Genomic DNA, 12,714 nt, shown 5'->3' on the forward strand with positions numbered 1-12,714 from the left:
TAAAGCCAAATTTGACCAAATGCTCAAAAGAATTGGACTGAGCCGATCAAAAGAAAAAAGTTCATGAATTTAAAAATCTTTTTGATCAAGTTTTAATAAAAATGTCAAAAATCAGCTTGCATATTTGTTATGAAAGTCAGATATTGGAGTTATAGAAGATCTTCTTAATGACTGAAAAGCAACAGATGTAAGGCAAGGAGACTACACGTATTTACATAATCAAAATATACAACTGCACTGAATGAATGCATGCTCAAAGCGTGCTAAATAAAAAAGTTTCGTAGAACCGTCTCACAGAAAAGAGAGGAAGATATTTATGAATATTGAAATCCGTACAGATAAAAACATTCAAGGTAGCGAACGCTTAATCAGTTATATCCGTGCAGAACTTACGCAAGAATTTCAACGCTATAGCGAGCGTATTACACATTTTTCGGTTCATATTAGTGATGAAAATGGGGAGAAAACGGGCGATCATGATAAACGTTGTATGATCGAAGCTCGTCCAGCAGGTTTGAAGCCACTTGCCGTGACTCATAAAGCTGCGAATATCGATGCATCTATTCATGGTGCGATTGATAAACTAAAACGTAGTCTGGAACATTTATATGAGAAAAAAGAACATCATCGTGGTGGTTTACCAGAGTATGTTGACGTCGATGACGATGTAAAAATTGATGATGAAGCGTAAAATTAGCGCATAAAGAAAGCCCAATTGTGGGCTTTTTTTATGCGTGTATCAAATTTATACATGATTTTTAGATCGTTTTATAAAAACCTGTCGGGATATTCGGCATAATAGAAACATTCAATACAATGTGAGAATTGGTCATGTTAAGCAATCAGCAGCAAGCCTTGGTGCAAGCCATACAACAACTCGATTTAGACCAAGTGCAATCTTTACTTGCTGCAGGACTCGACCCGAACTTTATTGATCCTGAACATGGTTTTCCTGTATCTATTGTATGTGATGGTTTATTTGTGTGGTGGGAAAATGTGTGTGAAGCCTATGAAGCAGGCAAGCCATTGACCGACGTTGAAAAACAACAACAACTGCAAGTTTACCTACACATTTTAGATGCATTGATTCAAGCAAAAGCCAATTTACATTTATGGGATGCAGAAGAATTCTACGGCCCACTTTGGGATGCCGCTAGTGCAGCATGTGTACCTGTTGTACAGCGTTTACTCGATGAAAAAGTAGATCCGAACACACGTGACGAAGAAGGTTTAACGATTTTATCTTCAATCAGCCAACTGTTTTTTGATTGTGATTTCGATGAAATTGACTGGTCAGAATCTTTACCAGAAGAACGTGAAACTCTCGAGTTATTACGCAGCCATGGTGCGAAAATGTCAAAAGAGCTAACGGTATAAGTTCAGCCAATAGAATAGAAAGGGGATAATCATGAAAAAAATTGGAACATTGAGCTTGATTGCTGCATCAATGATGGCAAGCACTGCTTTTGCAGCAGATTTCTCTTTTGACCGCCCAGGCTCAGGTATAGGTACGGGTATTACACCTGTAGGTCACTTGGCGTGGGAGCAAGGACTACCGAGCGTAAGCTATCAAGAAGGGACGGTCGATGGCGTAAAAGATAAAACGCTTACATTGAACGGTGACATGCTGTTACGCACAGGTTTAGCTGATGGTCTAGAACTGCAACTGGGTTGGCAAGGTCCTGTTTGGCAGCAATATAAACATGCTGGCATTAAGAAAGAAACCAATGGTTTAGGTGATGTCAGTATTGGTTTGAAAAAGGCGATTAATTTAAAAGATGATCGTTTAACAATGGCATTGTTAGCAGAAGCGATTATTGCGACTGGCAATGATGAATTCACGAATCACGATGATATTTATAGCCTCACTTCAGCAGTTGCGTATAAGTTCAGCGATTTGGTGGGTACATCAATTACTATGCGTTATGAAGCACAAAACAGTGATTGGGCCGTGACAGCAATTCCAACCATTGATTATAAAATTGCGGGTAAATTATCTGGTTTTTCAGAGTTTGTTTATCGTAAAGCAGAAAGCCAAGACTATGAATATGGTTTAGGAACAGGTTTAGTCTATAGCTTAAATGATCGAGCTCAACTTGATGCCAGTATAGGTGTCGATTTGAATGGCGATCAAAAAAGCTATAACGGTGGTTTAGGTTTATCTGTTTTATTCTAGTCAAAATCTCCGCTAACTTTTGAAATCATTCTACAAAATGAGTCTTAAGTTATCGGGAGAGTTACAGTGAGATGAACATGAGAATGTCTGTTCAGGGTGGGTACCTTAGCCAATTAATGCGCTACTTTTTGGCTACTTTATTGTTGTTATGTACGTCTTTGGTTTACGCTCAAGACAATCTATCAGCACCGTTACTGACTCCTGAACAGGCATTTGCATTTTCAGTTGAATCGACCAAAACCAATCAAGCGCGGTTACACTGGACTATTCAGCCCAATTATTATCTCTATCAACACAAATTTGAGGTTCAACAAGGCAATCAACCTGTTACGTTGAAATTACCCAAAGCAGTTGAACAGTACGATGAAAACTATGGTCATAGCCAAGTTTATTATCAGCAAGCAGAGTTTGAGATTAGCACTCAAGCATCTCAACATTATCGTGTTACATGGCAGGGTTGTGCCAAAGACCGTATTTGCTATCCACCTCAAAATATTGAATTTCAAACCGATGCTGATGGGTTGGTCAGTGTCGAAAATGTCAGTTCTAATTCTCAAAAACGTTTTTTAGATGTTGCTCGTTCTGCGAATAGCTTAAATGCTCAGACCGCAGAGACGGATGAACTTACAACTGAAAAATCTAATGATGTAAAGTTGAATGATTCAACCAATATGGCGCAAGACCAACAGTGGTCAAGCACATTGGCACAGCACTCTCTTGCTTATAGCTTGTTATTATTTCTAGGTTTAGGAATTTTATTGGCATTTACGCCGTGTTCTTTACCAATGTTGCCGATTTTGACCTCATTGATTGTTCGTGAACATAAAGGCGTTAAAGCGTGGACGATTGCACTTACTTTTGTATTTAGTATGGCAATGGTCTATGCCGTATTGGGTTTAATTGCCTCTGTGGCAGGGCTAAATTTCCAACGATGGTTACAGCAACCTGCGACATTAGTTGCATTTAGTCTATTGTTCGTTGTATTCGCTTTAAATCTGTTTGGTTTATTTGAATTGAAACTGCCACAGAAATGGGTGAATCGCCTCGACCAAATGCAGTCAGTACAACAAGGTGGGACTTTGCTTGGTGCAAGTATCATGGGCATGATCTCCGCATTGTTAGTCGGTCCGTGTATGACAGCACCTCTAGCGGGTACATTACTCTTTATTTCACAAACGCAAAATCAGTGGCAAGGTGCTTTACTATTATTCACCTTGGGATTTGGTATGGGTATTCCATTACTGCTTGCCAGTGTTCTAGGTGCAAAGGCACTACCGAAAGCAGGAGAATGGATGCATCAAATTAAGGTTATTTTTGCCTTTTTGATGTTGGCTTTAAGTATTTATTTTATCCGTCCGTTGTTGCCTGAATTAGCGATTCAAATACTTAGTCTTGTATTGGGCATGGCATTTATTGGTTTCGCGATATATCGTCTGTTTGTGAAGAAAGGGCAATTACAGTGGTTATATGCATTGTTGCTGATGATCTCAGTTCCGTTTTTAGCTTTTAACCAATATCAACATATTCAAAATTTAAGCACAGTTCAGGCAGATAAATTAGCCGAGTGGCATGTCGCAACAACCGCTGCTGATTTTCAGCGGATTCTAGCCAACGCACCAAAAGATCGGGCCGTTGTGATTGATGTGTATGCAGACTGGTGTGTGGCTTGTCAGCCGATTGAGCATCGTGTATTAAAAGATGCGGAAGTTCAACAGGCATTATCTCGTTATTATTTGATTAAACTTGATTTAAGTCATTATGATGCGTCGCATCAGGCCTTATTAAATCAATGGGATATTTTAGGACCGCCAACCTATTTATTTTTAGATCAAAAACAACAAGAAGTACGTTCACTGCGTTTAACTGGTGCTTTTCAAAAATCAGAATTATTACAACAACTCACCTTGCTTAAAGGGAAATTATAATCATGTATCAACTGTTTATTGGCAATAAAAATTATTCAACTTGGTCGATGCGACCGTGGATTTTATTAAAACAACTTGGCATTCCATTTCAGGAGCATTTAATTCAATTTGATAGTTTTGAAGCTGATAGCCAATTTAAAACTGAGATTTTAAAATTGAATTCAACGGGCAAAGTTCCAACACTCATTCATGATGATTTGATTATTTGGGATAGTCTGGCGATTTGTGAATATATTGCTGAACAAAATCCAGAGAAGAATGCGCTACCTCAAGATAGAAAGCAACGAGCGAGAGCACGATGCATTAGTGCAGAAATGCATAGTAGTTTTCAAAGCTTACGTAATTTGTGTCCAATGAATGTTGAGGCTGATTTGTCCCAGATTGGAAAAGAACTTTGGGCTGACCATGAGCAATTACGGAATGACGTCGCTCGAATTGATCAAATTTGGTCAGAGCGACCAAGTGAAGAGCAGTTTTTATGTGGTGAGTTTAGTCTAGCCGATGCATTTTATGCGCCTGTGGCGATGCGTTTTGAATGTTATAAATTACCCATCTCTGCTGCTAGCCAAAGTTATATACACAACATATTATCTTTGGCATCAGTTCAAGAGTGGATCGCAGGAGCCAAACAAGAACAGATGTTTGTACCCTTTGATGAGCCTTATCGTAATCATCGTGAAGAATATTTAAAAGACTAAACAACAGATCAAAAATAAAGGCATCTTTGGATGCCTTTATTGAATTAATTTAAGAAAAGTTCAGTAAAAATTTTGACTTGATTTCGACCAGATGCTTTTACCGCATACAATGCTTGATCTGCCTGACTAATAATTAAGTGAGGTTCATCGGCACTGAGTGTGCTACTGATTCCAAAACTGGCACTGATAGAAAACTCTTGATGATCTTCTGAGGTAAATTTTAACTCACTAATCGCTAAGCGACAGCGCTCAGCCACATTTTGTGCTTGTGCAGGCGTAGTATTGGGCAATAATAAAATAAATTCCTCGCCCCCAAAGCGCCCAATCATATCTCGATCACGTAAATTATTCGCCAAACATTTTGCAACATTGACCAACACTTGATCCCCCACGCTATGCCCAAAATGATCGTTAATATTTTTAAAATGATCTAAATCAAGTAATACAATCGAGTACAGTTGATTGGGTTGCTGATGTAAGCGCTCTAAGTGATTGCTAATACTACGACGATTCATCACATTCGTGAGCGGATCTAAACGACTAAGTACTTGAATAGCTGTTTCTCGAATTCGCCATTGTTTGAGTAGACTTTCAAATAGCAGTAAACAAGCAATTAAAATTGGCAATAAGAAGAAAAACATGCTGCCAACCCAAAAAGGATGCATTTGAGCTTGATTCAGGACTTCTAGCTTAAATATCGGTGCATATTGTAGGACACCATACATACTTAAAAAGTTGCAAAACAGCAGTGCGATTGTTGCTGGCACCAGCGCACAATAAATCATTTTACGATCAAACAGAACCAGACCTACTCCCACGACACTGACATAGGCAACCATGGTTGCAGGACTAAAACTGCCAATCAGATAGCCTGTATGACAGAGTAAAACAGTAAAGATCTGTACGCTTAAAATCGGAATGATTTCTTTTACCCAAGATTTATCTTTATAAATAAAGCAGGGCACAATCAAACTTAAAAAGACAAAAAGCATGATTACATTGGTCCAAAGTTTAGATCGAACCAACGGTAAATTTACCCATTGCCATGTAAATGGATTGAGCAAGACAAAACTGTCCCAAATAATTCCAAATAGACTTATAAGTGAGGCTAAGATTAGCAACAAAATACATTTCTTTAACATGTTCCAATTAATTAATGGTTCATGTTCCCAGAACTGCGAGAAATTCCATTTTTCTCTGTCAACTAACCTCTTAAAATGAATCCTCATGATTGGCATGTTTCCTTATATGCAATGAGATTCCTAAGAAACGTTATTAGTGTAAATTCGTTATCAAAAATATTATTAAACGATTATTAAAATAACAATAGCACTTTTAGAATGAGAAGGAAGTCTAGCTATGTGCTTTTTAATGTAAATTAGGAGAGCAAAAATTCTTTAAAAAAGGAAGCTTAATCTAAATATTCGATCAGTTTGTTCTTATAATGACAAAAAGGAATTAAGAATGACAATGGTCAGACATAGCTGACCATTTTCTGCAAAATCATCACATTATGTTTTAATCACGATCAATTGCATGAGCAAAATCCGCAATATCTGCTAAAGCCTGTTTAGCTTCTGGAAACCAAGCATTAAACATTTGGAAGTTATGCCACATGCCTGTGTAAAGTTTAAAGTGTACTTTGACTCCAGCCTTTTCTGCTTTTTCTCTAAAGCGTTTTGAATCATCCAGTAAAATTTCTTTTGAACCGACTTGCACCAGTGTTGGCGGTAAGCCTTTAAGATCATCAAATAGAGGTGAAACACGCGGATCATCCGCTTGTACACCATCTTTTAAGTAATGATTAATTCCTGCTTGTAAGGCTTCAATAGAGAGCAGAGCATCATGTTTTTGGTTAAAGCGTAATGATTCACTGGTGAGGGTCAGGTCTAAATAGGGTGACATTAAAATTAAACCGCTTGGCATGAGGTCAGGTTGTGCTTTTAACCGTAAGCACAATGCTAAAGCGAGATTGGCACCACAAGAATCCCCCGAAATAATAATATCTTTGGGTTGGATACCTTGTACTAATAGTGCTTGATAAACGTCAAAAATCGCATCAATTGCTTCAGGGAAAGCATGTTCAGGAGCTAAAGGATAATCCACATGAACCACTTGCATTTGCGTGCGCGCAGCAATATCAGTCATGAGGGCACGATGAGTATTTAAACTCCCCAAGAAAAAAGCGCCGCCATGAATATGAAAAATAAGTTGTGTGGCAGAAACTTGTGCTTTGATTTCTTCACCACGCACGCCTGCTAAGCGCAATGGTCGAATTTGTACTGTTGGATTTTGGGGGAATAGACGACAAAGTTGGTCTAATAAAGGTCGCAAAGCATTCGGGGCTAAATTAAACTGACTCGGCGTACGAATGGTCGCTTTTAGTAATGATTCAGTAAAATAATATTTCCAAACAGTACCAAATTTCATAATTTTTCCATATTGTTAGGGCAGTATATAACTAAGAGAATTTTGACTCGTGTGCCTTGCGCTGTCATTACAGCAATGTTTTGTTGTTGCTCAGGCTATACCCAATAGTCATAATCAAGAATTGCAATATTGATAGAAATTCTCAATACTCTTAGTCTTGAAAAGACCCCTTAAGGATATTACAAAAATGAAGAAAATTGCTTTAGCATTTGGATTGCTCGGTTTAACAACTTTTGCCAATGCTGCAGATGCATTAAATGGCTCAGTATGGCAAACCATTGATGATGAAACAAAACAACCAAAAGCGATCGTGAAATTTACGGAGCTGAAGGATGGCACGCTTACAGCATCTATTCAAAAATATTTAGTTCCAGGCCAAGAGAATGCATGTTCAAAATGCGAAGGAACATTTCATAATAAGACATTAAAAGGGGTAACGATTGTTCATAGCCTTAAAAATGTTGGTGGCGTAAATTATGATGGTGGTTCGATTCTCGATCCTAAGACTGGCAAAACTTATAAATTGAAAGCTGAAATCATCGAAGGTGGTAAAAAGCTTAAATTACGCGGTTATATTGGTGTAGCGGCGCTTGGTCGTAACCAAACTTGGATTCGTGCAAACTAATTACATTTTAAGCGTAAAAAAACCGAGTCCTGTGACTCGGTTTTTTATTTTATTTCTTTAAGCGGAGAGGTTTTGATAGGTCGCTTCATCAAAGCCAATTACAAAGCCTTCAGGCGTTTGTAAAACGGGACGTTTAATTAAACTCGGCTGAGCAATTAAAGTTTCAATCAAATTTTCCTGATTACTTGTTGCATGAGCCTGTTCTGCTTCGGTTAATTTACGCCAAGTCGTACCTTTTTTATTGAGAACCTTATCTGCGCCAATCTCTTTTAGCCAAATTGCTAAAGTGTCGGCATCAATCCCTTGTTTTTTATAATCATGAAATTCGTAAGAAATTCCTTTTGCTTGTAGTGCATCAAAGGCTTTTTTCATCGAATTACAATTTTTAATTCCATAAATTTTAAACATACTGAAAACCATAACAACACAATGAAAGATATGCGTTAAAGCCTAACTTAAAAGGCAGGGAATGTACCAGTTGAAAATTTTTATCAAGTAAATCGATGTTATGTATTAAGCGTAGATTAAATGACTAAATCTTTCTAATTTTTTGAACTAAATGGCTAAATACAAAGCAGAGGAAAAATATTTAATATCTAAAAAAGAGAAAACCCGCATCTAATCATCCTGATCATGCGGGTCTCATTTCAACGTCCAATGTCTCATCCTTGCAAATAAACTTAATCTAAGTTTATTTTGTCTTCCTACGGCGTCCTATCCTTTTTTGGTCATCCTGACCGCTTCCCTGTGCCGTGGTGCTATAATGCCGTTACAGCTGGTAAATAAAAATACACAAAAAACGACATGTTATGTAAGCTAAAGAGGCGGTCAAAGTGAACATGCGTTCACTTATTCGTGTATTTTATAATCAATAATCACAGGTGCATGGTCACTAAACCATTGTTCTTTATACACCCAAGCATTTGCAGTGCGTGCTTTCCAATCTGGAGAGCAGGCTTGATAGTCGATACGCCAACCGACATTTTTCGCACGTGCTTGCCCACGATTTGACCACCATGAATACAATTCAGCTTCTTTTCGTACCTCACGGAAGGTATCTACATAGCCAAGTTCATCATAAATATGGTCGAGCCATGCACGTTCATGTGGCAAACAGCCAGATGATTTCTGATTGCCTGACCAGTTTTTAATATCAATACGCTTATGCACGATATTGTAATCACCACACACGATGATCGATTTATTTTCATCTCGCCATTGTTTGAGTATTTGGGCGTATTCTTGAAGAAATAAATCTTTACGTGCTTGTGCTTCATCACCGCTTGAACCTGATGGTAAGTATAAGGAAGCAATATGAACAGGGTGTGACAGACCTAAATCGAATTCCGCTGTGATAAAGCGTCCTTGCGAATCCGCCAATTCAAAACCTAAACCATTTTGTACAGAGACAAAGGGTAAGCGACTATAAATGGCTGTGCCTGCATAGCCCGCACGCTCAGCAGGGAATAGATGCGTGTACCAACCTTCTGGTTTAAATTTATGCGTCCATTGTTCATGGGTAATGCGGCTTTCTTGCATACACACCACATCGGCATCTGACTGTTCTAACCACTCAAGCAGACCTTTGGTCACAGATGAACGTAGACCATTTACGTTAATTGAAACCACTCGAAGAATTTTTACATCACTTGGATAGCTATCCTTTGGTATCATACGTCTGTCTAACCTCAATTAAAGAATTTGGAGCACCTTATATGACAACGCCTGTGTCATTTCATCCGCAAGCTTTTATCGAACTCGCATTATCACGTGGTGTGCTTAAATTTGGTGAGTTTACCTTAAAATCAGGTCGTGTCAGTCCTTATTTCTTTAACGCAGGTTTGCTCAATGATGGCGAAGCACTTTCTTTATTAGCAGAAGGCTATGCTGATAAATTAGTTCAGTGTGACAATGTCGGTGTGATTTTCGGTCCTGCTTATAAAGGTATTCCATTTGTTGCGGCAACTGCGGTGGCATTGTCTCAAGTGCATGGCAAGAGCGTTCCTTGGGGCTTTAACCGTAAAGAAGCCAAAGATCATGGTGAAGGCGGTGTGTTGGTTGGTGCATCGGTTGCAGGTCAAAAAGTCTGGATCATTGATGATGTGATCACTGCGGGGACTGCGATTCGTGAAGTTGTAACGATCTTAAAAAATGCGGGTGCGACGATTGCAGGAGTGTTGGTTGCGCTAGACCGTCAAGAACGTGGTCAAGGTGAGCTTTCTGCGATTCAGGAAGTACAAAAAGAACTCGAAATCCCTGTGCATGCTTTAATCACGATGAAAGATTTGATGGATTATTTGGATGCAAAAGGCGAGAAAGACGCTTTAGCCAATATGCAGGCTTATCGTGTGAAGTACGGTATCTAAATTATTCTTTCTTGTATAAAATAGGGTGTTTAATCACCCTTTCTTATTATGTCTGAATTAGAAAAGTATGCATACATACGTTGCCCTGAGTGTGGGCGTGATAATAGGTTAATCATTGACTCTCAAAAAACAGGTCGTTATCAATGCGGTGATTGCCAATCTCATTTAATGTTTTACGGTACAGAAAAACAACACAAGTATAAACATTTGATCTGGGCTACATTAATCGGATTACCAGTAGCTTTTATTGGATACAAAAGTTTGATGGATAACAATTCGTGGACGGATAAAAATTTTAAAAAATTCGAAAAAGCATGTGAGGCTAAAGTATTTCAAACGTCTAATTTAAGTTTGGCGGAAACAGAGCAGTATTGTGGGTGTGTAATGAACAAGCTTGTTCAAATTGATTATGATAAGGTGATTAAATCCACACAATACTATATGAATCGATCAAAAGGAGAATGTCGTAGTGGTATGCAGCAGTATAGGGGTTACTGATAAATTTAATAGTCTTCTAGAGCAATGTTATAAAGGTAATTTGAGAGAATTTTGTTCTGAATTTGATATAAAAGATCGAGGTAAGAGTTTCTACAAACGAGTACAAAAAGCTAGGCATCGTATGATGAGCCAGAGTGTAAATCAGGAAACCATTGATGAGTTTAAAAAATATATCGTATTCATGGAATCAAAATTATTAGAACGTGAATGCTCTTGGGAAGAGAAAAAAGCTCTTATGGAATTTAAGAGCTTTTTATGAAAAGTTACTAAATAATCCTGCTATAACGGGTTATAAATTTTTGGCAATCGAAGTTAATTTGCTGTAAAGCTTTTTCTGCTGATATTTCATGTAATGGTGAACTATAGTGATAACCTTGATCTAGACCATTTTGAAAAAATCTACCTAATGGGTCGATCATCAAATATGATTCGGTCATATCATCATTATTTTCTGCACTAATTATGCATTTAAAATTTGAGTGTTGGATTATAAATTTGGAAAATTCCTCATCCAAAATTTCTAATTTGCTCGAATAAATTGGCAATAGTTTAAAGATTTTCCACTTAGTTGGTTCTATTTGCTTTATAAAAGTACTTAAATCCTCTGAAAAATTTAGTTTACTTACAACAGTATTAATTTTGATTTCAATATTTGGATTGATATTTTTAATTTGACTAATGGCAGTTAGGACATTTGAAGGGTTAAAAATATTTCTTTTAGATGCGCGCCCTATTGATAAATTGGTTTGTTCATTTAAAGAGTCAACACTAACTCCTATAGAGGAAAAATTTTGAGCAATTAGTTCTATATTATTTGAATTAAAGAGACTGCCATTTGTAATAGCTGACAATTTAAAGCCATACTTTTTTGAAAGATTGATAATTGTTTTTAACTGTTTTTCATATAGAAAAGTTTCTCCTCCTACTAAATTTAAGCGTAATGTCTCAAATAAAACAGTGCTAGATTTTTGATTTAACAAATGTCTAATATTTTCAATTTGTCTAAGTAGAGCATCGATTTTCCACTCAGAGTGAATGATATCTTTATCATTACGATTCCATTTTGCAAAGCAATAGTCACATTTGTAGTTGCAGGCTTCCGTAATATGCCAATTGACAACAAGCTCTTTAACTGTATTCAGCATTTCAGTTTCCTTTTTAAATTGTTTCTGATAGAAAAAATTTAATTGAGAAAATTGAGTTATTAGGAGACACTTTGGAGACAATAATTTAGTTAAAATATTATTTCTTACATTCCAACATCACCCCTAACTTTTCTTTACGCCCTTGCTCCGTCAAAACCCAAGGGCGATTTTGCCACGGTGGATCATGGCGTACATGTTGCGTATGACCACATGCGAGATCAGCAACGAAATGTCCTTCGTCATCGAGATGAAAACCAACAATGGCTTGCTGCATTTATTCACTCAAACTTTCGAGTTTAGAATCCTCTAAACCCTTTAAAAAACGATGGCATAGATTATGAATTGCCACCAAATCATTCGGATCAACGCCCAAAGAACAGGCGAGTTTAAAAGGAATTAAGGTAATTTCATCTTTTGCAGCAAGTGCCTTTTCCAGCAAGATCACCTTTTTCATACGCTCATCTTCTTTGACTGCAATGCGCTTTAAAAACTGTTTTTCTTCAAGTTTTTTAATAATTGGCGTCAGCGTGCCCGAATCAAAAAAGGTTTTTTGACCAATTTCAGACAACGTTACATTGTCCTTTTCATACAAAGCCAGTAACACAATAAACTGCGGATAGGTCAGATCGTATTCCTGAAGCAAAGGACGATATTGGCGAATCATTGCATTGGTCGCGGAATACATCGCAAAACACACTTTGTTTTCTAAAAGAGAAAATTCGCTCATGATTCTGTCCTTAACATCGTAATTGCTCATAAGCAGTATAAGTTGAAAAGCCCCAAAAGTATATTGTGCATAATTAACTTGCACACAATATAATTGTGTGCAATATTAATTCGCATAGCTGAAC

16 protein-coding genes are annotated in these 12,714 nt (G+C 37.5%); 9 read left to right on the forward strand and 7 right to left on the reverse strand.

Features of this window, described 5'->3' with window-relative positions; translation table 11 throughout:
* Positions 1-316 precede the first annotated feature (316 nt).
* From ACN19N_RS00570 to ACN19N_RS00590, 5 genes are all read left to right on the forward strand, one after another.
* Positions 317-691, forward strand: a complete 375-nt coding sequence (locus ACN19N_RS00570; protein WP_241334492.1) for an HPF/RaiA family ribosome-associated protein — start codon at positions 317-319, stop codon at positions 689-691.
* Positions 692-831: 140 nt separating this feature from the next.
* Positions 832-1,377 (forward strand): ankyrin repeat domain-containing protein, encoded by a 546-nt coding sequence (locus ACN19N_RS00575; RefSeq protein ID WP_269229331.1) that lies wholly within the window; start codon positions 832-834, stop codon positions 1,375-1,377.
* Between the two features lie 31 nt (positions 1,378-1,408).
* Entirely contained in the window at positions 1,409-2,176 is a 768-nt protein-coding gene (locus ACN19N_RS00580) for a transporter (RefSeq protein WP_269229332.1), read from the forward strand.
* Positions 2,177-2,253: 77 nt separating this feature from the next.
* Positions 2,254-4,101, forward strand: a complete 1,848-nt coding sequence (dsbD, locus tag ACN19N_RS00585) for a protein-disulfide reductase DsbD (protein ID WP_269229333.1) — start codon at positions 2,254-2,256, stop codon at positions 4,099-4,101.
* 2 nt (positions 4,102-4,103) lie between these two features.
* Entirely contained in the window at positions 4,104-4,799 is a 696-nt protein-coding gene (locus ACN19N_RS00590) for a glutathione S-transferase family protein (protein ID WP_269229334.1), read from the forward strand.
* A 44-nt stretch (positions 4,800-4,843) separates the two neighbouring features.
* Here ACN19N_RS00590 and ACN19N_RS00595 read toward each other — a convergent pair whose 3' ends face one another.
* Positions 4,844-6,028, reverse strand: a complete 1,185-nt coding sequence (locus ACN19N_RS00595; RefSeq protein ID WP_420001779.1) for a GGDEF domain-containing protein — start codon at positions 6,026-6,028, stop codon at positions 4,844-4,846.
* A gap of 289 nt (positions 6,029-6,317) precedes the next feature.
* Positions 6,318-7,229, reverse strand: a complete 912-nt coding sequence (locus tag ACN19N_RS00600) for an alpha/beta hydrolase (RefSeq protein ID WP_420001780.1) — start codon at positions 7,227-7,229, stop codon at positions 6,318-6,320.
* A gap of 187 nt (positions 7,230-7,416) precedes the next feature.
* Here ACN19N_RS00600 and ACN19N_RS00605 point away from each other — a divergent pair, with 187 nt between their 5' ends.
* Positions 7,417-7,854 carry a DUF2147 domain-containing protein gene (locus ACN19N_RS00605; RefSeq protein ID WP_420001781.1) on the forward strand — a complete coding sequence of 146 codons (438 nt, stop codon included), beginning with the start codon at positions 7,417-7,419 and terminating at the stop codon, positions 7,852-7,854.
* Positions 7,855-7,911: 57 nt separating this feature from the next.
* On the opposite strand, the gene ACN19N_RS00610 is transcribed toward ACN19N_RS00605, so the two are convergent.
* A complete protein-coding gene (locus ACN19N_RS00610; protein ID WP_087537239.1) occupies positions 7,912-8,262 on the reverse strand; it encodes an arsenate reductase in 351 nt (116 codons plus the stop codon).
* 441 nt (positions 8,263-8,703) lie between these two features.
* Entirely contained in the window at positions 8,704-9,528 is an 825-nt protein-coding gene (locus ACN19N_RS00615) for an exodeoxyribonuclease III (protein ID WP_005219243.1), read from the reverse strand.
* A 41-nt stretch (positions 9,529-9,569) separates the two neighbouring features.
* Between ACN19N_RS00615 and pyrE the strand changes: the two genes are divergently transcribed.
* The 3 genes from pyrE to ACN19N_RS00630 are packed head-to-tail and all read left to right on the forward strand — an operon-like array spanning position 9,570 to position 10,977.
* The gene (gene pyrE / locus ACN19N_RS00620; RefSeq protein ID WP_420001782.1) at positions 9,570-10,220 is read left to right on the forward strand and encodes an orotate phosphoribosyltransferase; all 651 of its coding nucleotides are present in this window, start codon (positions 9,570-9,572) and stop codon (positions 10,218-10,220) included.
* Positions 10,221-10,268: 48 nt separating this feature from the next.
* Complete coding sequence (locus ACN19N_RS00625; RefSeq protein WP_420001783.1) at positions 10,269-10,718, forward strand: hypothetical protein; 450 nt, start codon at positions 10,269-10,271, stop codon at positions 10,716-10,718.
* Positions 10,690-10,977, forward strand: a complete 288-nt coding sequence (locus ACN19N_RS00630) for a hypothetical protein (RefSeq protein ID WP_420001784.1) — start codon at positions 10,690-10,692, stop codon at positions 10,975-10,977. The genes ACN19N_RS00625 and ACN19N_RS00630 overlap by 29 nt, the downstream gene beginning before the upstream one ends.
* A gap of 7 nt (positions 10,978-10,984) precedes the next feature.
* On the opposite strand, the gene ACN19N_RS00635 is transcribed toward ACN19N_RS00630, so the two are convergent.
* The 3 genes from ACN19N_RS00635 to ACN19N_RS00645 form a co-directional block, all read right to left on the reverse strand.
* Positions 10,985-11,863, reverse strand: a complete 879-nt coding sequence (locus ACN19N_RS00635; RefSeq protein ID WP_420001785.1) for a viperin family antiviral radical SAM protein — start codon at positions 11,861-11,863, stop codon at positions 10,985-10,987.
* Positions 11,864-11,960: 97 nt separating this feature from the next.
* Positions 11,961-12,137, reverse strand: a complete 177-nt coding sequence (locus ACN19N_RS00640; RefSeq protein ID WP_420001786.1) for a DUF3565 domain-containing protein — start codon at positions 12,135-12,137, stop codon at positions 11,961-11,963.
* Complete coding sequence (locus ACN19N_RS00645) at positions 12,138-12,590, reverse strand: MarR family winged helix-turn-helix transcriptional regulator (protein WP_293741629.1); 453 nt, start codon at positions 12,588-12,590, stop codon at positions 12,138-12,140.
* Between the last annotated feature and the right edge of the window lie 124 nt (positions 12,591-12,714).

The sequence above is a fragment of the Acinetobacter sp. LF10 genome, from assembly GCF_048585715.1.
Taxonomy (GTDB): Bacteria; Pseudomonadota; Gammaproteobacteria; order Pseudomonadales; family Moraxellaceae; genus Acinetobacter.